The organism is Legionella sp. JM-2024, from assembly GCF_055389095.1.
The window spans coordinates 264,185-288,406 of record NZ_AP039388.1; the positions used below are offsets into that span (position 1 = coordinate 264,185).

Genomic DNA, 24,222 nt, shown 5'->3' on the forward strand with positions numbered 1-24,222 from the left:
GTAAAATTTTGGCTAAATTGTCATCTGGTTGCCCAATCAATTAGTATGAGCTACCCTTAACTTAGGAATAGTCTAAGGCAGTATTGACATCTCCATGGCCGAATTATTCAGTTGTAAGAGAATACGTTAAAGACAAAGGATTATGTTTAAATCTTACTTTTTTAGTCTTCGTTATAAGCTGATGGTAGCATTTCTTGCCATTAGTTTTTTTATAAGCATCGCTCTAGGTTATGTATCTTACAGCATGCTTAAAAAAAGAATGTTTGAAGAATTTTTGTACAACGTTAAGACGATGACGCAACTTAGCACCCAAATTTTAAATCGTGATGCTTTAAAAACTATCATTGATCAAACCAAAAAGCCGTTGTCAAACAAACAAATTAATGCCATTCAGCATTCAAAAGAGATGATTTTATTGGCAAAACAATTAGATTTTATCCGTTCTACAAGCAATCTCGTACAGTATATTTACTTGATTATCCCAACCCGAGATCCCAACGTAGCCAAGCAGATTGTTGATGCGGATTTCCTTTACCCCACCTCGAAAACACTTGATTTTTATGCCGATTTTAATATTTCCTCCTGGCCAGTGATGCAACAGGCATTTAGAGAAAAGGCTTTTTTGATCGAAAAACAATTCACTTATGATGACATATATCACACTTACACGATTTCCGGGTATGCGCCAATTTTTGCGAAGAATGGCCAAACGTTTTTGGCACTTCTGGCAATTGACATGACTAATGAAGACGCCCAAAAAGCCCTAAAGGTAGTGACTCAACAATCGATTTTAGTGGCTGGCATCGCATTACTCATTTCATTCTTTACTGCAGTGATACTTGGGGTTGCAATGACTCGAGGTATCATTCGGCTCGATAAATTAGTCCGACAATTTGCAAAGAATGATTTTAATGCACGCTCCGACTTGCGCAGTCATGATGAAATTGGCCGACTTGGATACAGTTTCAATTACATGGCAGATACTATCCAGCAAATCCTTGCGGCATCTAATCGCTTTGTCCCTTATGATCTTTTAAAACTCCTGAAAAAAGAAAGCATTGTTGATGTCAATCTAGGTGATCATATTTTGAGTGAAATGACGATATTGTTTGCTGATGTGCGAAATTTTACAGTTATTTCTGAGAAAATGAGCGTCAGAGATAATTTTGATTTCATTAATTCTTATCTTAAACATTTAGGGCCAGTTATTCGTAATAATAAGGGAATCATTGATAAATACCTCGGCGACGGCATTATGGCTCTATTCTCTGGACAGGTGGATGACGCCTTAAATGCCGCACTGTCTATGCACCGTGTTTTAGAAAAGTATAATAAAAGTAAAGACAGCATGCGTTACCACACCGTTCATCTTGGGATTGGAATTCATAGTGGCAGTGTAATGCTGGGTACTGTGGGGGAGGAGCAACGCATGGACGGTACTGTCATTTCAGATACCGTCAATTTAGCATCCAGGATTGAAGGTTTAACAAAGTACTATAACGCTTTAGTTATTATCAGCAATAAGGTGGTTGAACAACTCACTCAAAAAGATGCTTATTTTATCCGATACCTCGATAAGATCCGGGTCGTTGGAAAAATGGAACCGGTGTGTATTTATGAAGTATGTGACGCAGAAGATAAAGAAATCATAGCCTTAAAAAAAGCTACATTACAGGATTATAACCAAGCGCTTGATTATTTTTATAGTCGTAGATTTAAAGAAGCCGCAAGATTATTTGCACAAATTATGAAAACCAATCCAAACGATAAACCAGCACAAATGTTTTATGAAAGAGCGCACCATTTCACAACGCATGAACCTCCCAGTGATTGGGATGGTGTGATCATCTACGATAAGAAATAGGACAAGCAACTCCCCCATCCAGTTAGGTATGAACACTGGTCTGATTTTGATGGCATGGATATGGATGAATATTTAACTTGTTCTGAACACATATTGCGCGTATGGAAGGACTGATTTATTTGTTAAATAGTGGTGCTCAATATAATCAATAATTCACTTACCAGTTATTATTTTTCCATGCATTTTTTCTGCTGCCACAAAAGATAAATCACTGGAATGACAATCAAAGTGAGTATGGTTGCACTCACCATACCACCCACCATTGGAGCAGCAATACGTCTCATTATTTCAGAGCCAGTACCACCTAAGAGCATAATCGGCAATAAACCACCGATAATGGCAGTCACGGTCATAATTTTGGGTCGTAGTCGTAGAAGAGCACCTTCGATGACTGCGTCGTATACATTATGGCGTGTAAGCGCGCGCTGTTCGTGCTCTGCTTGCTGTTTTTGTTTTTTCAAGGCCTGATTCAGAAACACTAGCATAATGACACCTGTTTCAGCCGCAACCCCCGCCAAAGCAATAAAACCAATACCTACTGCAACAGACAAGTGATAACCTAGTAAATACAATAGCCAAATGCCACCTGCGAGCGCCAATGGCAGGGTAGCTAAAATGATGATGACTTCACTTAGGCGACGAAAATTAAGATACAATAAGAAAGCAATAATGGCTAATGTAAAAGGAACAACCAGAGACAAGCGTTCTTTGGCACGTTCCAAATATTCGTATTGGCCAGACCAGGTTAGTGAATAACCTGCGGGTAATTTCACCTGTTGTCTAATAATATTCTGAGCTTCTTTCACATAAGAGCCCAAATCACGTCCTGTAATATCCACATAAATCCAGCCATTGAGCCTGGCGTTCTCACTGCGAATCATATCAGGTCCTTCAGTAATCGTAACGTTAGCCACTTCACTTAAAGGAATGGTGGCTCCTGTTGGAGTGACAATGGGTAGTGAGCGTAAGTTTTCTAAGGAATCGCGAATCTCACGAGGGTAACGCAAGTTAATCGGATAACGTTCCCGTCCTTCAATTGTTTGTGTCACATTCATTCCACCCACGGCTGTTTCAATAATTTGCTGAATGTCTTCAATATTTAACCCATAACGCGCAGCTTTGATACGGTCAATATCTACGGTCACATAACGGCTACTGGCAACACGTTCGGCAAAAACGGACGTTGTACCAGGTATTTTTTTCAACACGGTTTCAATTTGTTGGCCAATGGATTGAATGGTTTTTAAATCAGGTCCTGCAATTTTAATTCCTACAGGAGTTTTAATCCCGGTTGCTAGCATGTCAATGCGGGTTTTAATAGGCATCACCCACGCATTGGAAAGCCCTGGCAATTTGAGACGTGACTCCAGTTCATCACGCAGTTTATTCATGGTCATACCGGGACGCCATTCATTTTTAGGTTTGAATTGGATGGTGGTTTCCATCATCGATAAAGGAGCCGGGTCTGTTGCTGTTTCGGCTCGCCCTATTTTGCCAAATACCGTTTTAACCTCAGGTATGGTTGCAATTAGTTTATCAGTTTGTTGTAAGAGTTGTTGTGCTTTGCCTGCTGAAATACCTGGAAAAGTAGTTGGCATGTAGAGCAAATCCCCTTCATCCAATTCCGGCATAAATTCACCACCAAGATAAGCGATAGGCCAAAATCCAATAAGTACGATAAAGGCAACGATTGCTACTGTTGTTTTGGGTGCTTGCAAACTGGCTTTTAGAATCGGTCGATAGACAGCCATTAAGGCACGATTGACTGGATTTTCTTGTTCTACTTTTATTTTGCCACGGATGAGATAACCCATTAATACGGGTACTAAGGTAATTGAAAGTGCTGCAGCAGCTGCCATCGCATAGGTTTTAGTGTATGCAAGCGGCGCAAATAACCTTCCTTCTTGAGCTTGTAAGGTAAAGACAGGTAAGAAACTCACCGTAATGATAAGTAAAGAGAAAAATAAAGGTGGACCCACTTCAAGGGCGGCTTGCTCCATTATTGACCAGCGATTTTCTGAGGTAATGGTATTATGTTCTATGTGTTTGTGGGCATTTTCAATCATGACGATGGCCGCATCTACCATGGCGCCAATGGCGATAGCGATACCCCCTAAGGACATGATGTTGGCATTAATTCCTTGCATGTGCATCACCATCAATGCGAGCAAAATTGCAATAGGCAAGCTAATCACAATGATTAATGAAGAGCGAAAATGATATAAAAAGACGACACAAATCAGAGAAACAACAATAAATTCTTCAATCAATTTATCTCGTAAGGTATTAATCGCTCGTTGGATTAGACTGGAGCGATCATAGGTAGTAATTATTTCTACTCCTTTCGGAAGACTGGCTTGCAATTGGTCAAGTTTTGCTTTGACGTTAGAAATGGTTTGCATGGCGTTTTGCCCTGAGCGCATGACAATGATACCACCTACGACTTCTCCGTTACCGTTTAATTCAGTAATGCCTCGACGTATTTGCGGGCCTAATTGTATTTGTGCTACTTCTTTTAATAAAATGGGTATGCCATTCTTACCTAACCCGACTGGAATTTGCTCAATATCCTGGATAGATTGCAAATAGCCTTTAGCCCTTATCATGTATTCTGCTTCGCCCATTTCAATGGTGGAGCCTCCCGCTTCACGATTACCACGTAACACTGCTTGTTTGACTTGATCCAAAGTCAAACCGTAAGCGCGTAATCGATTGGGATCTAAAGTAATTTGATATTGTTTTACCATACCACCTGCGGTAGCCACTTCAGCAACACCAGGTACTTTTTGCAACTCGTATTTCAAAAACCAGTTTTGCATACTGGTCAGTTGTGACAAATCATGCTGGCCTGTACGATCAATAAGCGCATATTCATAAACCCATCCAACGCCTGTTGCATCAGGTCCTAAAGCTACTTGAGCTCCGGGTGGTAATTGATTGGCAATTTGGCTCAAATACTCCAAAACACGTGAACGTGCCCAATACAGATCAATCCCATCTTTAAAAATGATATACACATAAGACACCCCAAAACCTGATTCAGCTCTTACCGTAACAGCTCCAGGTACTGCTAGCATAGCAGTAGTTAAGGGGTAAGTGACTTGATCTTCAACTACTTGCGGTGCTTGTCCAGGAAATTCTGTCTTAATGATCACTTGTACATCGGATAAATCAGGGATAGCGTCGACGACAGTATTGCTGATGATATAAATACCACCTATTATTAACATCGAGGTAACGAGCAGCACTAAAAAACGATTTTTTATTGACCAGCGAATGATGTCTGCAATCATTGTTCTTGTCCTTTACTGGGATATCCCTGAGGAATTTTTTCCATTTTCTTTAGGTGACTCCAAGCGCTCCAAACCCGCTTTTAAATTCGATTCGGAATCAAGTAGAAATTGTCCGGAAATAACGACGTTTTCTCCTACCTTAAGGCCCGAAAGAATTTCGACTCGACCACCCGATTCCATACCTGTCTTGACTTGACGGACTTGAAAACGCCCTTTGCCCAAGGCTACGATCACCCGATCACCGTGAGAGTTCCGAATCAAAGCCTCAAGAGGGATACTCAGCACATTGGATTTCGGTTTTACCAGTATTGAAATGCTGGCGTACATATTGGGTTTTAATTGATTGTCGGGATTATCAAAACGAAATCTTACTTTGACGGTGCGAGTCATGGGCTCTAATCGAGGGTAAACATATTCTACGGTGCCTTTCCATAGTTTTTGAGGGAATGCAGATATTCGCGCCTCGGCAGAGTCACCTTCTTTGACCCAAGCAGCTTGTTCTTCAAAAATCTGGGCAATTATCCAAACACTTGCAAGATCAACCAAACTCATTATTTCCACATCAGGCGTAACTCGCATACCTTCCCGAATATTTAACTCCGTAACAATCCCATCTTGAGGAGCATAAATAGCTACTAATTGGTTCGATTGATGACTTTTTTTGATGTCTTGAATTTGTTGATCAGAAATGTGTAATGCTTGTAACCGCTTATAAGACGCTGCGATTAATGATTGATTATTGCCCTCCAAGGCAATTAGGTATTCGTCTTGGGCGGTTACTAGCAAAGGTGAATAATATTGAAACAGCAACTGACCTTTTTTAACCGAGTCTCCCACCGTCTTGACCACCAGATTTTTCACCCAGCCATCAGCATAAGTATGGATATGACTGATCTGATTTTCATTAGGCTCTACATAACCTACCGTGTCTATATGTTTAGCTAATGTTGTTTGTATTACAGGGGCTATACGAATACCAAGGTTATTGACAACAGTCGGAGTGATTCGCACAGTCACCTCATTGCCTTTTTCCTGGTTGTTCTCTGGATAGACTGGGATAAGTTCCATACCCATATGCGATTTCCCTGGTCCCGGATAATGGACTGTCGGTTCCATAGGATCAATCCAATAGAGTGGTTTTTTGTTTGTTGTCTCTTGCGAAGCTTTTCCATTAATGAATGTAGCTGTCCAACGTCCCAGAAATACTCCCAAAATAATGGAGATTACGATTATGAGTAATAATTTCTTGTTCATAAAGCAACTCCCTCTAAATACAGTAGTGTTGCACGGGATTTCAAGCGTTCGACTTGTATCTGTACTTGTTCCAGTTGAATAGTTAATTGGCTGCTGTAAGCACGTAGCACAGTGGTTAATTCAGTGGTTGCATTTTGATAAGCCAACAAAGCTGCTTTAGAATTTTGCATTGCTTCAGGAAGCAACTGCTTCTCGTAGATGGTTTCACGTTCGGAAAGGTGTTGCCACGTCGTATATTGCGCGTTGAGTGCCTGGAGCAAATCTTGATAATGAGTTTGTCTATCCCAATGACTGGCATTGAGTCGGTTGTAACTGGCATTTAATTGCTTATCTTGTCGATTAGCAGTAAAAAAAGGCAGGTCCATTGTGACTTGAGCAGTCAACATATCCGATCGAGGCATCCTGTCTAGCATGATTCCTTGCCTAAAACCATAGCTCACACCTAATAACCAACCTGGTTTATATTGTTCTTTGGCATACGCAACTTCGTAATGGGATGCCTTCACATTGGCTGCATCGGCTTCTAATAAAGGATGTTTTGATAATCGAGCCTGTAATTGGTTCAATGGTGGTAGCCTGGGCCATCGAGGCATAACAAGAGCTAATGGGCGATTGTCTTCCTTAACTCCAATCCATCGAGCGAGTTGTGCGCGTAATACAGCCAGTTGTTGCTGAATTTGAATTTCCTGATCACTGAGTTTGGATAATTCCAATTCCACTTGAATCACATCGGATTGACTAATTTTGCCATTACTGTATTGAGATTGAGTGGCTTTCAGTAAGTCCTTATATAATAACCGGTTAGCATGTAGAATATTTAAGGCTTTCGTCCAATAATACAGATCTAACCAAATTTCACGTACATTACGTAACAAGGTAATGGTTTGATCAAAGGCTTTCTTAAACTCTGCTTGCGCTAAAGCTTGTGTTTGTTTAGATTTCATCTTTAAAGAGTGACCTCGTGCAAATTGTTGTTGCACTCCAACTTGTACCATAGTCATTTCATCTTGGGTAAAACTGAAGGTATCCGTAGGAACATTAATCATACCAGTCAGCAACTGTGGATCAGGTAATTGGCCATCAGCGACAGCTTGTTGTTGTAATGCTTGACTATTTGCTTGAAAACGCTTTAATTCAGGGGAGATGGCAAGAGCTAAATGTTCTGCTTCAGCTAGCGTGAGTGGTTCTGTTTTATCAGCAGCAAAGGATACTCCTCCTCCGTATAGATAAATAATTGCAATCATCCATTGAAGAAAACGCTTTGTTTTCATGCAATACCTTTGAAAAAGAAATGAACCAACTAATGGGGTGGTTTCTCTCTATTATATTAATATTACTAGTAATACTACTGGGTGGGAGAAGAAATATCTAGTTAACAAGATAAGGGTTACCAGTAAAAAAGAGGAATTCGTGCCATTACTTGCTTTTTTACAGGACATTTGAAGCCGATACGGTTTTTAGACGATTCAGACTTTAATTCTGCATTAAACTGGTTTTTCACGGTCTTTGGGATGGAAGGATTTAAAATCGCTGTAAGCAAGTTCAATTCCTACTGTCTTTTGATATGTGCTTCTCATCTATTATTACTTTGACTTTAAAACAGTATGCGATAAGATGATTAACAAATATTTTTATTACTTTTACTTTGTCTCATAGTATTTTTTCTGCAAGCTCAATTGCACCGACACTATATAAAATTCTTTCGATGGAAAGTTGGGAAAGTGGAAAAGACTATCCATTTTTAACGCTTGAACCCATTGATAGTACATTCATTCATTTGGCAACGAAAGAACAGATACCCAATATTTTAAAGAAATATTGGCGACATGCACAACAAGTTATGATTCTTAAGCTTGATCCACAAAAACTACCGGGGAGATTGGTTTTCGAAACAAATCCTGGTGGCTCTGCGAAATATTATCATTTATATGATGGCCATATTCCAAAATCGAGTGTTATAGATTTAGAGTTAAGAAAATTATAATTAATTCAATTGTCACGGAGACGATAACCAAAAAATATCTCTTTCTGCAGGAAATTTATGAAGTCTCGCTTTTAAATCAAACCAATTTTGTGGCAAATCAGTGGAACTCCAATTAAACAATAAAGTAGATGTATTTTATTCAGAATGTCAGATCATGAAAGACTGCTTAATACTTTTGGAAAAAGAGCTATAAACCAGTATGGACATGATTTTCACTAATTTTATTACCAACGCACTACTATTTTTAAAATTTTAAACTATTATGAAAAGATAAAAGGAATTTTCAGTGAGCCGATCATGACAATGATGATAACGACAGGTGATTCGTTTGAGGGGAAAGCTATCAAACAGTATTTGGGTATAGTAAGAGGGATAGTGGTGCGCTCCCCCACCATCAGTCAGGGATTGATGGGAGGCTTGAAATCAATTGTTGGTGGAAAAATTGGCGCCTACTCGCAAATGTGTGAACATGCAAGAGATGAAGCGTTTCAGTTGATGATAGAACACGCCCAGGAACTCAATGCCAATGCCATTATTGCAATGCGTTACGACACAGGTGAAGTCGGACAGGTTGGCACAGAAGTTTTATGCTATGGAACAGCAGTGGTTATTTGATCAACTCTCTTTAATAAAACGAAAACAAAAAGAGCATACTAATCAATTGCTCCCTGCGATGTGTTCACATAATATGCAAATTTAAACTAAAAATGATTTTACAGTAGGGAAATGTATGCGAATTATTTCAAAATTTGGTATCTGGGATAGTGGATTGGATACTACAATTTTTAAGTAAGCATATAAGGGAAATAATATGAGAAAACTTATCGTACTATCATTTATCACTCTTGATGGGGTGATTCAGGCTCCTGGTGGCCCGGAGGAAGACCCTACAGGTGGATTCAAGCATGGTGGTTGGGTTTTCCCTTATTTTGATGGCTTTCTTGGTAAAGTGATGGACAAGCAAATGCAAGGTCCCTTTGATTTATTGCTGGGCAGGAAAACATACGAGATATTCGCTGCTTACTGGCCGTATGTGAAAGATGATCCGATTGCAGACAAATTCAATAGTGCGAAAAAATACGTTGTCTCGACAACGCTTATGAAACTTGACTGGGCGAACTCTGTACTTATCACTGACAATGTCCCGCAAGAAATTAGAAAGATTAAAGAGCAGGATGGACCTGAGTTGCAGGTTTATGGTAGCGGCAACTTCATTCAAACACTTCTGAAACATGATTTGGTGGATGAGTTTTGGCTGAAAATATTCCCAATTACACTTGGTGGAGGCAAGCATTTGTTCGCCGAAGGGACAATTCCGGTTGGATTCAAATTGCTCGAAAGCGTGGTTTCACCCAATGGGGTGATCGCTGCCTCATACGCGCGTGCAGGAGATATCAAGACAGGATCATTCGCTCTCGATGAGCCATCGGAAGCGGAGCTCTCCCGCCGTAAACGGCTTAAAGAAGAAAAATAATTGCAAACTATAACCCAACTTGGAATCGGGGGTGTTCAATAGGCAGAAATTTCAATTCAATTTGATTACTTTGAAAATTACCCTTTAGTAATTAAAACTACACAGTGTGCTCACAAGAATACGTATACGTAACAACTGACTTGAAATGAACTCCCAATCCCCCTGACTAGAATTCTAAAATGATCCTTTGTTATTTACTTAATTCAAAAAATAGCTAATAAGAGGGAGAAGAAGTATATTTAAAAGACCCACTAAAATCATAACCAGACTGGCAATAGCTCCTTCAGTATTCCCCATTTTATGAGCCTGTGCAGTTCCTGCTGCATGCGCGCCAACACCTAAAAGCGCACCTCTGGCAAGGGCTGAATTAAAAGATAGGCGTGTTAGTAGGTACTTACCTATAATGGCTCCCGATATTCCTGTAATAATAACGAAAATGGCAGTCAAATCAGGTGTTCCTCCAATGCCGCGTGAAATTTCCATTGCGAAGGGGGTGCTAATAGAACGAGGTAGCAGACTTAGGCGTAAATTGTCATCAAGGCCAAGAAGAATTGCTAATGCCCAGCTGGATAATACAGCGGTTAGACTTCCTGCAATCACACCTATCAAAAGGATCGGCCAATGTTGGCGAATAAGGGTACGTTTCTCATAAATAGGAATCGCGAAGGCGACAGTTGCAGGCCCAATTAATAGTACTAACCATTTTGTTCCGCGAAAATAATCCTGGTAGCTTACATGCAATATAAGAACGAGGCTGGCGACAAGTATTGGTGTCAAGGCCAGTGGCATTAGCCACCAAAATGGCCACTGTTTATATAATTTTTTGGCAATAAAATACAAGCTTATCGTTATAAGTGACCAGAAAAGTGCTTGTATTACTGGTTCAGAGAGAATGCGGCTTAGCATGATTGGCTCTCCAATGGTAGCAATAATCAACAACGGTAGCGGTGACTAACATCACGACCATTGTACTGAGCAAAATAACAAAGAGAATCTTCAAACCTAAGAGACCAATAAATTCATGATGCTCTAGTATTGCGAGTACAGCTGGAATAAAAAAAAGGAGCATATCGGCCAGGAGTAATTCGGCACCACGCCTTATATTATCCAGTTTTAAGCGTTTTGTCGCTAAAAGTAGTAAAACAATTCCCAAGCCAAGAATCCCACCGGATAAGGGGAGTTTTATAAGACTGACCAGTATTTCGCTCGTCACCCAAAATAGGCAAACTAATCCGATTTGGAAGAGTGAGTTTTTTTGGAGTTTTATTGTCATGTATGCAGCCAAGATGGATATTAATTTTTCAATTAAGTTTACACTTTCTTTTAAGATGAATAAAATGAATTTATAGACTCATAACCTTTCCAATTTGGAATAATTATGGAATTTAAACTGCTTCATACTTTTATTGAGGTTGTGCGCCAGGGCAGCTTTTCCAAAGCGGCTAAAAATCTTTTTGCTACGCAGTCCACTGTGAGTAAAGCCATAAAGCAACTTGAAGAGCAACTGGGTGTTCCTCTAATTGATCGGCTTAAAAAGCGTAATGTACCGACTACCGCAGGTGAAATTGTTTATCGGCGAGGTACCAAATTGCTTGCTGATAGAGATGATCTGCTTAAAGAACTTGATGAAATCAGAGGTTTGAAGCAAGGACGACTGCGCCTGGGCATTTCTCCAGTAGGTAGTAGTACTCTATTTGCTCCTCTTTTTGTGCTCTATAGCCAACGTTATCCAGGTATTGAGGTAGAGCTCATTGAACATGGGAGTGATAAGCTTGCTGAGTGTTTGCGAGTGGGAGATATAGATTTTGCTGGAACCTTATTACCAATTTCTGAAGAATTTGATTGCCAACTCGTTCGCTCTGAACCTTTAGTGGCACTCTTGGCATCGAACCATCCATTAGCAACCAGACATTCCATTTCTTTATCAGAACTTAGAAACATACCATTCATCCTTTTTGGCAGTGGTTTTGCTCTACATCGAATGATACTGGACTCCTGTCATCGAGCCGGTTTCGAGCCAAAGGTGGTTGCTCAAAGCAGTCAGATTGATTTTATGCTAGAGCTTGTTTTGGCAGGTCTTGGTGTTACATTTTTACCTCGGATGATTGCTACTCAAAGACATAGCACGTCAATTCACACTCTTTTACTTAACGACAGTGAGTTACAATGGAATATGGCTATGACTTGGCGTAGAAATTCCTATCTTTCAGAAGCTGCGAAAGCATGGTTGGCTCTAGTGCGCGAAATGCATGTTGATTAGTTTGAAGTGGAAAAATGAAATCGGTGTATTGAAAATCACTGGTGTCGTATCGCATACTCCTTATCTGACATAAATTATTGAAGAAAGTTATGCACAACCATCAAAAAATTATCTGCCCTACTTGCAGTAAACAAAATACCTGGCATCCAGAAAATCCTTTCAGGCCTTTTTGTTCTGACCGATGCAAACTCATTGATTTAGGTGAATGGGCTAGTGAAACCAGAAAAATTCCTGGGAATCCTGTTGATCCTGAGCTTACAGTTACTAATGATCGAGATAATTTGCTTGACTAGAATACATAAAGTCACTCTTCTGAGTCTTAAGCAGGATTAGGTGATAGATGATTTGTCATTGGATTTAAGAAATTAGTCATTAGTTTTAAAATTAATGCCAAAGATGCAATAGCAATTATACTGACACTGAAAACAGCAAGCGAGTAACCCGATAGTTTTGGTTGATGAATGTGCATATCACATAAGTCATCATAGATGTTTGTCATGGTTTCATAGATACCTTTGCATTGCTCAAAAACCTCTTCATACTCCTCATTGTCCAGAGTTATATTATCCACTTGCTTCATCATATCCTGGTAAAGATCCAGTGCTGAATGTTTTTCAGTAGACAAAAATGAGGCGGCAGAGGAAAAATCATATTGATTCGTTGGTATTTGATAAGATGTTAAACGATTACTAGGCTCAATGTATTTCGAGCGGATAATATTTCCACCATGCATAAAACCGGCAACATGTAATAAAAAATGGGATAGTAGGACTTTAGGAGTGAGTTTTTCTATATTTTTCAGGTATTTTCCAGTTGTTTTTGCTGTCTCATTCTCATGAATTTCATTAGGATTAATACCTAATTGCCGTAAATCATTTTCTATTCCTGGGGTACGCCATAAATGTTCCAGATAAGATAAAGCAAAAAATGCACTAATTTCTGATTTATCCGTTTTTGACAAATTTTGTAATTGTGTTTCTATGGCTTTAATGATCAAAAAATGTTGAATTAATCGAGCGACATATAAATCTTGGGGGATCTTGGTGGTTTTAAACAGATATTCCGTTTTAAAACGGTGATGCTCGGCTTTCTCATGTTCATCGGTTCGTTGACTGGGTCTTCCATTTTTGTATGTCGCAGTTAATAGGGCTTTGCTAAACATGAGATCTAATTCCTTGATAGAGAATGACAGTGGTAGTTATGCTGAATTGTTGCGCATTATATAATAGGTAGATTTGCTATCCAACAACAAACTTCTGTCCTTGCTCTTTTGATGTTTAGGATCAAAATACAGCGGTCAAAATTGGAAATTTGTAATTACTATTATTATAAAGTTTTGATCACATTTTTTATACCTTCATCAGTGTCTACAATAACAGGGCTTTTCCACACCATCAAACGCTGATACATGGCCAGCTTATTTTGTTTATCCGTATGAGTAGGTAATACAGATGTTTTAAATGACTCTAATTTATCCTCGGAAATTTTGGAAACGTCTGGTTTCGTATCAAGTAACATACTAATATTTAAATCACCATTAATAAAATTAACTTCATCTAATACTTTGGTAATTTCATCTTTATCGTCTTTAGAGAGTTTCTCTTCAACGGAATGATTTAGACAAAAATTAGTAGGCGTAAATATCGCTGCTGTAAAATCCGTACCTGCTGTTTCCAGCTTATCGATATAACTCATAAAAAAATCAACTTCATCGGGTGAAATAATGACGAATTGTTTTTGAGTTCCCTTTTTTAACATAAGCACATAGGATATCGGCTTATAAACCTCATCATTTAAAGTATATTTTTCTCTGTCTATATGATAGCTATGAAAATAATTTGAACTACAAAAAAGATTTAATGGTAAAGCAGACGAATTATCCTCGGAAAAATAGATACTTAAAGGGAAGAAATTTTGTCCATAACCTGTTACTTCATGTTTTGATAAGTTGTCTGTAAAATTATAAAACGCCGTCTCATCATCAAAAATATTCATAGGCCAGGGCTGGCTTGCAATTGAAACAATTTCATCAGGCAGGGCTTTAAAATTGATTGTTTCTTTAATGTCGACTACTTCGCCTATAATTTCCTTCGTTTGTTCTTTGGTTACTTCTTTTTCAACTTCAACAATTTTATCAGACGTCGTTTCATTACTGAGCTTGTTTCTATAATATTCTATTATACCAACCATCTCTTCCTGTAATGTAACATATCTTTTATCGATATCTTCAGGGGTAACATTATAAAATTCTTTAAATGTACGTACATGCTCATCCCAGTCTGAAAGCAGCTTCTTGATATTTTCATTAAGCTCACCAACCTTATCAGGTTGCTTGGAGTGATAATAACAATCAACCGGTGCTGTAGTGACTTTCCCAGAAAATAAAGGGCTTGTTTTAAGCTTTTCAAACAACATGCATTGCGTATCAGGTGGCATCTTTAAAATTCGAGCAACAAGCCAATTACGAAGGACGTTTTCTATTTTAGCTTGAACTACCTGATTATTTACTTCTTTAATTTTTTTTCGCTGATTTTCATCGGTGACATCAAGCAGGTCTTTAATTTTAATCTCAGGTTTAGTGGACATAAATCCAGGGGAAACAGCAAAAGAAACAGTTTGTTGATCAGGTAATTCCCGCATTCGCATCACTGATTGCATGACATCTCTTGTAAGATTTGTATTAGAAAAAGTGACGACGGCATTTCCATCGCTCGCTTGCTTTATATCAGTACCAGTAGTTCTTAATTGATCAAAATAAGTAAAGTAACCCGTTTTATCGCAACCCAATTTTTCCTGAATGACATCATAATCCATTGAACCAATAAAAATTCCCTTTTCTTTATCAGTTGTTATTCCAATGGGGTAAGCATACAGTTTGTCTTCTTCATCAAAATAAAGAACATATTGAAGTTTTGAGTTTTCTTTTTTTAAATATTCAGCGATGTCTTTTGCAATTTTAAGATTGGAGTAATCCTTAAAAAAGGCCCCCATATCAATAATTGCTGTATTTTTAGGATTGCTTTTTATAAGGAATTCTATTTGCTGTTGGATACCAATCTCATCAGAGAGTTCAGGTATTCTAAATATTTTGGGATCTTTTTTAATTAAATTATCACGAATTTCTCCGCTTTGACCAATAGCCAATTCTTCTTCAAATTTCATTTTACTTGGGAACCAGTCAGGTGAAATAATCGTCCCAGAAAATCCCTGTATACTTTTAAACATATGACTTAAAAAAATGGAGTTTTGTTTTAAATACAAAGGAGACACTTTAATCTCTTTTAGAATAATTTCCTTTAAGCAGTGGTAAATGAAATTCCGATTACAAGAAAATTCGCTATGAAAATCATCCATGGACTTAGACGTGAGTGGCAAGTAATCCATAATGGATTTATTTGTTAAGGAATGAAAAGCAAAGGCGGCAGGAGTGTTATTCATATTGCCAACAATACTTATTTCTTGCTTGATATTATCGAGTACTGATTTTAAATAGTGTTGAGTTACTTGTTTGGAGACACCTGATATCAAATTCGTGCCTATGGTGTAGTTAGCCGTAATAAACGGGTCGGAAAATTCAGAGCCTTCAACAGGTTTCTTATTTCCCTTATAAGGAATGGCGACTTCATTTTCCAAACCAGTGACTTGTTGAGATGAAAAAGTATGAATATTTTCAGTTCTAAGAAAATTTATCATATTTTGAGGCATACTATCTATTTTATTGAGTTCTGATGTGAACTCTAAAGATTCGAAAATGCCTTTCTTATCATTTGTAATTTTAGTAATTTTATATTCATTTTGTACATCTTTCCCCAGGACATAATATTCTCCAAAACACTGAAAAATTAAAGGAATCTGAGTTGAATATTGTTCAATGACTTGCTTAATTTGGGGTTCGGCATTGACTTTAACCGTGTAAATAGGATTATCAGTAGTGGTAGTGAGATGTGAGCGGCCATAGTTAAAGTTATGTTTTTTATCAATAAAAGAAGGAAGCATGGAGGTATAGAGCTGTTTATAAAGAATCAGTTTATTAAAAAGGTCAGGGGAAACCAAATTAACCAAATCCGATTCAGGGGCATCCAGAAGGAATCCTTTCAGCTTAGCTTGTAATAGCGGTTGTTCTTGTAAAAGTAACGCAAGTGGAGACTGAGGCTGTTCACAGAGCAGGTTCAAAATCTCTACCATTGCACTGTTAATATATTCTTCAGATAAATTTTCACCTTGTGTTAATAATTCCTTAAAGGCGTCACTGTCATTAATAAATCTATAGAAATTGATCATGCAGTCTATGTATTCATCGTCTATAGAGATTTCTTCGCCAAAGGAAAAATTATGTTCCTTGGTCGGATCGAGCAACAGATCAACCTCATCAACTAATCCTTCTCCTCTTTCTCGAATTAAGTTGAGTATGTCTGAAAGAAGTGAGATGGATTCTCTAAAAGAGTCTGATTTATTCTTTTCAAGTAGTTCTAGCCAAACCAGTTCAATTCGTTGCAGGGTTTCTGGCGTTGTTACTATGTAATCTTTATTTGCAATGCACAATTGCAGTTTGTCCAGAATTGTCTTCAGATAGGTTGGTGAGATTTCATTACGGTCAAATTCCAGTAAATAGGGAGATTGCCCAAAAAATTTTTTTGAATTTTTTGAGAGATCCTGATAATTCGTTTTCACCAGGCTCGAAGGGGATTGATAAATTAACAGGTTATTGCCATTGGCTTTTGAAAAACATAACAGTGGTGTCAGTACCGATGTTTTTCCTTGCCCCATAGCCAGTTTAATTATTTTACTGACATGAGGTATTACTTCCGATTCCTCTTTTTCAAGGGATTCCAACACATCTAATATTTCTATTTGTTTTTCCCGTATATTGAAGCCTTTATGATACTCAAAGACCAGGCGTTCCGGATGCATTGAAAAATCGTATAAGTGGCTGCTTTGATTTAAATTAGTAATGAGGTTTTTCTTGGCTTCTAATATTTCTTCTTCTGAGTTGCTGGTTTCTGTAATGATGGCTATATTTTTGGAAATAGCGTTCATGTGTTTTATGTTTAACGATTCAACAAGGTATTGTCTTATTAACTCATTTAAAGTAATGGCATCAGAGTATTCTATATTTAAAAGCTTACTATATAGCGATATATCATTTTTAAGATAAATGGATAACAATATGCTCATATTAGGGACTAGTTGCTGTCCAGACATCAGCATTGCTTCATTATTTATTTGCTCTGAAGAGAGTCCTTTTGCGGATAAGACGTTCTGTTCAACAAAAGTTAATATTTTTTGCTTACACTTCTTTTTCAGTTTTTGAGCTTCTGGAATTAAATCTTTATCAAGGTGAGTTTTAAACTCATCAAAAGTATTTCCATTCTTACTAAGATTCTCATTTAGCCATCTCATATTACTCTTATGGACATTATTCATCACTTCGCCAGTGCGTAAGTCAAGTGTTTCAAAAGAAGGCTCCGTTTCAAGCTCTATATAATATGGATATTTAAATGGTGGTTTCAGTTTAGAGGCACTAATTAGTTCATTAAATAACGTCAATGTAGTTGTATTGTTTTGCGCTATATCGATTTCATCTATTTTGTTTAATGTAACAGGCTTTATATCAAAGACCCTTGTTTCGAAAGTGCTTGGAGATTTTGTCTTGGCATTAATAAGAAGTTCTTTTTTTAATTCACTATTGTAAAAATTAGTAAGTTTTTCAAAATAATCTTTATTCCATGTCCTGTATCCAGGATCATATATCATTGGAAGTTTGGAATCAGAAACATCTTTACGTGCAAGAGCAACCAATATACACGACAATTCATCTACAATATTTTCAACACCTTGGCTGATTGAATTTTTTTCCTCTTTGTTTCGATAAGAAAATGAATTGGTGTAGTATCTTCGACGCACCCTATCTTCTAACAATGGAATAATTTGTTTTAAAAATATACCATTAATTTCTTCACCATATCTAAACACCAGGTTCTGATTTGTTGCATTTTCAGGGGATGAAATGCTGATAGCTATATTTTGCAAAAGAGCAAAGTGGTCCAAAACAAATTTTTCGAAGAGCTTGGGATTACGTTCTACCGATGAGATGTTAAATTTTAACAGAGGTTTCAACATGTCCTTTTTACTAGAATAATCCTCATTGGATTGAAGGAGTGATTCTTTAAATCTACTTAGGTAATTGTTTAAATGTTCTTCCTGACTTATCTCTACTTCTAAAGTATCAGAAGACTCATCAGATATATATGATGACTCTTCTGAATTTTGTTTTTTATCATCAAGATTTTCAGAGTCTTGTTCCTTATCATCAAGATTTTTAACTTGAATTGGTACATATCCTATTTTTTTAAATTCATCGATGATAATTTGTTTAGAAAATTCATTTTTTAATGCTGTTTGGAAAAAAGTATTAAGGTTCCGAGAGGTAATTTCATGATTTGCAATTAGTTTTTGAAAATTCTCACATAACTTTATTATTTCTTCTATTTTTTCGATATTGGGAAAGTCAGATTCAAATCCATAGCTCTCCCTCATTGCGCTACCAAGGCTATCACGTTTGTATGCAATGCTTCTTGCAAGCAGGTGCCCTTTTTCAATTATGCCTATTAGAATGTTGTTTAAGGTATCTTCTCCAGTCAACTTAAATAAATCAGGAATTAATCTCCCCGCACTGTCGTATGGCTGTCTAGCCTGCAATTTTTTTATAATTTGGGCCGTGTATGAATCTTTGAAAATGAATCGCAATAAATTTTCTTGTGTATTCTTAATTTTGAAATTGTCAAGTGATAAACCATATATCTCTGGAAAACCTACTTGATTTTCTTCATAGTTACATTTTAATAATACAATTTCATTGGTATCGTTAATGTTTATTTGTTTACTGTGTTGTAATTCTATCAGTCGTTTTTGTGCCACAGAGTTAAGATATTGTTTTGGAATAAATTTAAGGAGTTTGTATTCGTCATCCGTTGAGATATGATGTAACGCATTGATATTTCTTAACTTATCATAATAATCGGTGGTTACTTTGCTAATAAGAAGAAATAGTTCCTTTTGCTCCATACCCGTTAAATCTTTGGGAAAATTAATTAACTGTTCGATCAGCAATACTACACTATGCATTTGAAGGCAAGTGGTTTCCGGGCTGCCTATTTTCAATGTATCCAGCTCATTTTGTCCTGCAAGAGCAGGAAATAATCCTCTTAATCTATCAGGTTCTTTTAGTTGAACAGGCAGGCAAGCAATAATATCAACAAGAGTCTTAATCTTCTCTGGATTTGACTTCATTATTTGTGTTTGCTTATAGCGCTCCATGCATTTAAAGGCTTGCTCATGATCCTTGAGTCCCATTAATTGATAAATAAATTTTAATTGTATGTTTTCCGGCTCTTCCTTAGTGCGGGAGGTATCCACTTCCAAATCATTCGAAATGATATAATAATGGCATGTATTGGCTAAATTAAAGTAGGAACTGGTAATAATATTGTTTTGATGGTTATCATTTAAACCTAATTTGTCTATTTGATTTTTAAGACGGGGAATTTTCTCTATATCGTAACGCCAGGTACTTTTAATGGCTTTATCCAGTTCTTCTTTAAGTGGTTTTTCTTGTTTTTCATAATGTTCTTCCATAAGCAGTAATCCATGAATATCTTTTTCTGTTTCATAGATACAGGGTTCTTGACTTACTTTAGGTACAAACAATCGGTCATTAAATAGGGTTAAGGCTTTTGGTTCAAGATCCTCTTCAGGATTTGCAGGTTTGAGTTTAATTAGGCCAAAGTTAGCTTCATCTAATGAAGAGTTAATATCAACTTGGTAATCGGGGTTTCCCAGCCAAACAAGACAAATTTCACCTTTTTTATTTTTACGAGTTTCAAACGACAGTTGATATCGTGGTAAATCAAATCTAATGGTTCCATCATCATGTTCCCAGACTTCAATAAATTCTTCTCCTTCAAACCGGGAAAGGATTTTTTTTAAATCCTCTCCCAAGGAAAATACATTTATCATTTTAGAGTCTCGATGAATAATGTTATCTCCAACGATTTTGCATAAGATCTCTCCTGTAACTTTATTGGTAATATAAGCGCAAGGAGGAGTTTGATCTTTCCCGACCCAAAGGCATGTGTCTTTGCATAGTAGAGTTTTTGGAATATTGCAACGATTCAAGATCTTTTTCATATCTTCGGGAATCTGGTCTGAAAGCTGATACCAGATTTCTTTTCTCTCTTCCTGGAAACTTCTGTATATGGGGTTAATATTATCCCCCCAGGATTTATCTTTTTTAATTTTAATTTTATAACTATCGATGTAATTAGTTGTAAACTCCTTCTTATCCGCAGTGAGCAAACCATCTATATTATCGTATGTTATATTGAAATGTTCTTTAAGCAAGGTCATTGCCCAATCGGGACAAGTTGATGGTGTTGCGTCTCCATACAGCCTGGTTTCACCGGTTGTAATATCTGAAAACCCAACCATCTGATTACTATGATCACGCACTACTATGTTGCAGCCAAATCGCTCGAATTTAAAATCATCACTGGAAAACTGTTTTATCAACGTTGGGAAACTATCCAAGTCTTCGGGCAGTGTTAATTGATTAAAAAAGTTGTTATAAAAATAAAAATCATTTAATTCATTCAAGAGGTTCTGTGTGTCAAATTGTAAATGAATACCGCGTAGATGTATTTCTGATCTGAGCGTTAAGAAATCTTTGTAGTCTTTAAGATTTAATTTATCCTTATTTGACTTATGATAAAGCCGATATAGCTTTGTGAGCAGACGATAGTCTGTCTCATTTAACATGGTATCGATAATCGTGTTGTTCGTTTGTATTAATTTCACTGACTCAGTGCTTTCTTCAAGAGAATGGAGCTTCTCATTCATTCGACTAAGTATAAGTAAAGCGCTAATGGTATTGCCTTCAAGTTCTGCTTTAAATTTTGATTCCTGGAGAAACTCCAGCGCTTGATTAATAAAGTAAGATAAATGTTTTATTGTTCCTTTATCCATCAGTTGATTATGGAGGCGAGCTTCTACTGTAGAAAATAATAGGGATATGACTTCAGGATTTTGAATTTTATGGATATTTTGTAGCAATACGGATGTTAGTGCTGTAATTGAAGTTCTTTCTGAAACCTGGGTTTGAATCAATCTGCGATAAAAGGCAAGCTCTTCTTGTGCAGAGCTTTTCTCTTTAAGCAGTTTACAATGGAGTTGATTTGCAGATAACTTATATCTGTCTTTGTCTTGAATTATAATTGGGAAAGTATTGGTATTGCCAACTTGTTTGGAATGTTGTCTTTTTGCCCAATCTACCAGTAACTCACCAGAATCCAATTCAAAAATGACATCGGAGTCTAATTTGATAGTCGCTTTAAAATCATCGTCTACCCGTCGTATTTCTATTAGCTTATCTGGATTAAAATAGTCTTTATTAACGTCGAAGATAATATTTTTTATTTCTGAAATATCTTCCTTCCCTGGTAGTTTTTCAAAATAACCAGGCGCATCCATCAGGTTAAGCAATTTAGAAACATTTTGGTTGTATACTGTACTTATTTCATGTTCTTCATCTGTGGATAACATTCCGTTTTCTTTAAGGAAGCAGATCTTCAAAATAGGACCTTTTTCCTTATCCAGTGCCAAGGAATCCACAACCTCTAAAATGGACGAATCAATTTGCTTATCTGACATGTTTGTTGTACTTAAATTCTTTTTTACATAATCTGAGACCAAATTTTTCAGCCATGCCAAATAATTGGAATGTAATGTATTATCTTGACCGAAATGGAAATCAGTTATACTGGTTAATCCAAATTCTGGCGTATCATGTCTTAATTCTTTTTTATACGTTGAATATTCGGAGAGTTGGTTTTCGGCAAATTCTATGGTTTCCGTTAAGGTATTTTGTTGCTCGATACTAAGACCTGTTAAATAGCCACATTCTCTTAAAAGTTTTATTTTTTCGTGAATCTCTCCTTGATAACTTTTAAGATCTATGGATTTACCTCTTAGTTTTGATTGTTGTATTGTACAGGCCATATTAATACTGATTAGTTTTATTTGAGCCAATACATCATTCATATTAAATGAATGTTCTTTAAGTTTAGTATATGAATGAAATGCCTGATTAAGTGTGTTCTGAAAATCAGCTATTTCATCACAACTCATTTTCTGTATTTCGTTTTTCAGGGATTGCATATCAAGAGTTGCAAAGGTAATCAGTGCCTTTTTTTCAATTAATTCTTTATATGCTTTCTGGTGCTTTTCTATTTGTCCTCTGATGACTCTTGTTTTAGAAATATATTGATTTGTCTTTTGCATTTCACCAGCTATTTTTTCGAGATTGTCCATGTATTCATTCGTTAAATGATTCTCTACATCCGTCTCAGGCGATTTTAATATTTGTCTTAAAAAATCTATTTTTTCACTTTCCTTAGTAAAGGAGTTGGTTGAAACTAATGCAATTAAAGTGTCTGGTAATGGTGGTAAATTAATTTTTTCGGTAAGCGTTTGATATTTAAGCGCATGTAAATTCAAGTTTGTTTTTAATATTTCCTGTTGATACGTGATTTCTGGAGAAGCTTTATTTCCTATATGTTGTTGGATATCTAATGCTTTTAGTGTTTGATTGGCTAAATTGATCCCGGCTTTAAATAAAGCCAAGTGATGCTCACTTTGAGAGTACTTGGAAGTCAATATCAAATTTTCTGTTTTCTTTAATAATTTTATACACGCGCCTTTCAAATGTCTTTGCTCCGATGGGCTCATGTCTTCAATACTGTTATTATTTAAATACCCTTGCAAAGAAAGAAAGCGCATCATAAAAAACACATATTCTTGTTCTGTTTTATCTTTTATATTCTTTTTTAAAAACGACTTTAAGACTTTCCATGTACAAGTCCCAGATTTTTGAGGATTAATTAATTGTGATACTTCTAAATCAACAGGACATAATTTGGCTCCTCTATCATGAGTGGAGACGAAAATGTCACGGTATAATCCTGACGCATTGGATTTGGATTCTTCTCTTTGGTGCTTTAAAATAGTATGGAGTATGTATTTTAAATCTTCTGAACTCTTGACTTCAAATCTTAAAGTGTCTGAGTATTTTTGTGATTTTTCAAGGTGGGTATCATCTATGCTTTCATGAAAATTCACACCTCCGCCTGTATTAATAATATCCAGATAAAATGCATCTTTTTCAGTATCGTGTTTTGTTACTTGATACAACATGGCATGGCCTGGATATCCACCAAAGAGCACTAGAGAATCATTTGAATTTGAAGTAAAGGTATCTATGACACTCCCTATATCATGTTCAGACCAGTTCATGTTATGAGGGATATTTTCAATTAAACTTATAACATTCCCTATATCCTTAGAAGGTTCGGCATCATTGATAACTTGTAAGAGGTTAACGAAAACATCTGAGGTTTTAAAAAAAATATTACCTTGTACAGTTTCCCCCTGAATTTCATGATCGTTATGAATATGACAAAACATTTTGTCATCAAAATTACAGCATTTATTTATTTTATCTTTATCAGGTTTGAAGTTATCGAGTGTTTCATTTGAAAATGATATTGTTTTTAAATCAACCAAGACAGCTTTTAGCATATCCTCGTCTATCCACTTCTTCATAACCATCTTTTCTAGAAAGCTTTGAAAAAGATGCCATTGGCGAGTGTTGTATTTTAATTCTATAGCGTGTTTGGCGAGGAGATTTCCAATATCTACGTCGGAAACGCCGTAATCATCAAATATAGACAAAATTTTAGAATATTTTCCTTTTGACAAATAGGTTGATATTTTATCTTTTTTGTCTATTGCCAGATCTTTTTCGATATTATGTTGACTTTTCATGACGGGTGTTCCTTTATTAATTAGCCAGACAACATACAAAGTTCAAATCAAACTTGGATTTGAACTTTTAAATCATTGCTGGCTCTATCTACTTGTTGAAATACTGAAAGTGCTGGGTCATTACAATTGATTACTCGATAAAAATTTTTCCATCCAGCTGTTTTCAGGAAGGAGTTTTTTATTACTTTCATAATGTTGACTTCGAGTATAGTTATT

At 36.6% G+C, this 24,222-nt stretch carries 13 protein-coding genes; 6 read left to right on the forward strand and 7 right to left on the reverse strand.

Features of this window, described 5'->3' with window-relative positions; all coding sequences use genetic code 11:
• Positions 1-142: 142 nt before the first annotated feature.
• On the forward strand, positions 143-1,864 hold the full coding sequence (locus ACZ5EK_RS01160; protein WP_464430970.1) for an adenylate/guanylate cyclase domain-containing protein: 1,722 nt from the start codon (positions 143-145) through the stop codon (positions 1,862-1,864).
• 167 nt (positions 1,865-2,031) lie between these two features.
• On the opposite strand, the gene ACZ5EK_RS01165 is transcribed toward ACZ5EK_RS01160, so the two are convergent.
• The 3 genes from ACZ5EK_RS01165 to ACZ5EK_RS01175 are packed head-to-tail and all read right to left on the reverse strand — an operon-like array spanning position 2,032 to position 7,682.
• Complete coding sequence (locus tag ACZ5EK_RS01165; protein WP_464430971.1) at positions 2,032-5,157, reverse strand: efflux RND transporter permease subunit; 3,126 nt, start codon at positions 5,155-5,157, stop codon at positions 2,032-2,034.
• A 12-nt stretch (positions 5,158-5,169) separates the two neighbouring features.
• A complete protein-coding gene (locus tag ACZ5EK_RS01170; RefSeq protein ID WP_464430972.1) occupies positions 5,170-6,411 on the reverse strand; it encodes an efflux RND transporter periplasmic adaptor subunit in 1,242 nt (413 codons plus the stop codon).
• Positions 6,408-7,682, reverse strand: a complete 1,275-nt coding sequence (locus ACZ5EK_RS01175) for a TolC family protein (RefSeq protein ID WP_464430973.1) — start codon at positions 7,680-7,682, stop codon at positions 6,408-6,410. The genes ACZ5EK_RS01170 and ACZ5EK_RS01175 overlap by 4 nt, the downstream gene beginning before the upstream one ends.
• Before the next feature lie 434 nt (positions 7,683-8,116).
• Here ACZ5EK_RS01175 and ACZ5EK_RS01180 point away from each other — a divergent pair, with 434 nt between their 5' ends.
• The 3 genes from ACZ5EK_RS01180 (at position 8,117) to ACZ5EK_RS01190 (ending at position 9,869) form a co-directional block, all read left to right on the forward strand.
• Positions 8,117-8,395 carry a DUF952 domain-containing protein gene (locus tag ACZ5EK_RS01180; protein WP_464430974.1) on the forward strand — a complete coding sequence of 93 codons (279 nt, stop codon included), beginning with the start codon at positions 8,117-8,119 and terminating at the stop codon, positions 8,393-8,395.
• Between the two features lie 297 nt (positions 8,396-8,692).
• Entirely contained in the window at positions 8,693-9,010 is a 318-nt protein-coding gene (locus tag ACZ5EK_RS01185; protein WP_464426127.1) for a YbjQ family protein, read from the forward strand.
• A 196-nt stretch (positions 9,011-9,206) separates the two neighbouring features.
• A complete protein-coding gene (locus tag ACZ5EK_RS01190) occupies positions 9,207-9,869 on the forward strand; it encodes a dihydrofolate reductase family protein (protein WP_464430975.1) in 663 nt (220 codons plus the stop codon).
• Positions 9,870-10,067: 198 nt separating this feature from the next.
• Here ACZ5EK_RS01190 and ACZ5EK_RS01195 read toward each other — a convergent pair whose 3' ends face one another.
• On the reverse strand, positions 10,068-10,775 hold the full coding sequence (locus ACZ5EK_RS01195) for an LrgB family protein (RefSeq protein ID WP_464430976.1): 708 nt from the start codon (positions 10,773-10,775) through the stop codon (positions 10,068-10,070).
• Positions 10,753-11,142 carry a CidA/LrgA family protein gene (locus ACZ5EK_RS01200; protein ID WP_464430977.1) on the reverse strand — a complete coding sequence of 130 codons (390 nt, stop codon included), beginning with the start codon at positions 11,140-11,142 and terminating at the stop codon, positions 10,753-10,755. Before ACZ5EK_RS01200 ends, ACZ5EK_RS01195 begins: the two co-directional genes overlap by 23 nt.
• Before the next feature lie 105 nt (positions 11,143-11,247).
• Here ACZ5EK_RS01200 and ACZ5EK_RS01205 point away from each other — a divergent pair, with 105 nt between their 5' ends.
• Together ACZ5EK_RS01205 and yacG are read left to right on the forward strand one after the other, a co-directional pair.
• The gene (locus tag ACZ5EK_RS01205; protein ID WP_464430978.1) at positions 11,248-12,129 is read left to right on the forward strand and encodes a LysR family transcriptional regulator; all 882 of its coding nucleotides are present in this window, start codon (positions 11,248-11,250) and stop codon (positions 12,127-12,129) included.
• An 89-nt stretch (positions 12,130-12,218) separates the two neighbouring features.
• Complete coding sequence (yacG, locus tag ACZ5EK_RS01210; protein ID WP_464430979.1) at positions 12,219-12,422, forward strand: DNA gyrase inhibitor YacG; 204 nt, start codon at positions 12,219-12,221, stop codon at positions 12,420-12,422.
• A gap of 26 nt (positions 12,423-12,448) precedes the next feature.
• Here yacG and ACZ5EK_RS01215 read toward each other — a convergent pair whose 3' ends face one another.
• Together ACZ5EK_RS01215 and ACZ5EK_RS01220 are read right to left on the reverse strand one after the other, a co-directional pair.
• On the reverse strand, positions 12,449-13,291 hold the full coding sequence (locus tag ACZ5EK_RS01215; RefSeq protein WP_464430980.1) for a biliverdin-producing heme oxygenase: 843 nt from the start codon (positions 13,289-13,291) through the stop codon (positions 12,449-12,451).
• 164 nt (positions 13,292-13,455) lie between these two features.
• Positions 13,456-24,006 (reverse strand): DUF3638 domain-containing protein, encoded by a 10,551-nt coding sequence (locus ACZ5EK_RS01220; protein ID WP_464430981.1) that lies wholly within the window; start codon positions 24,004-24,006, stop codon positions 13,456-13,458.
• Positions 24,007-24,222 lie beyond the last annotated feature (216 nt).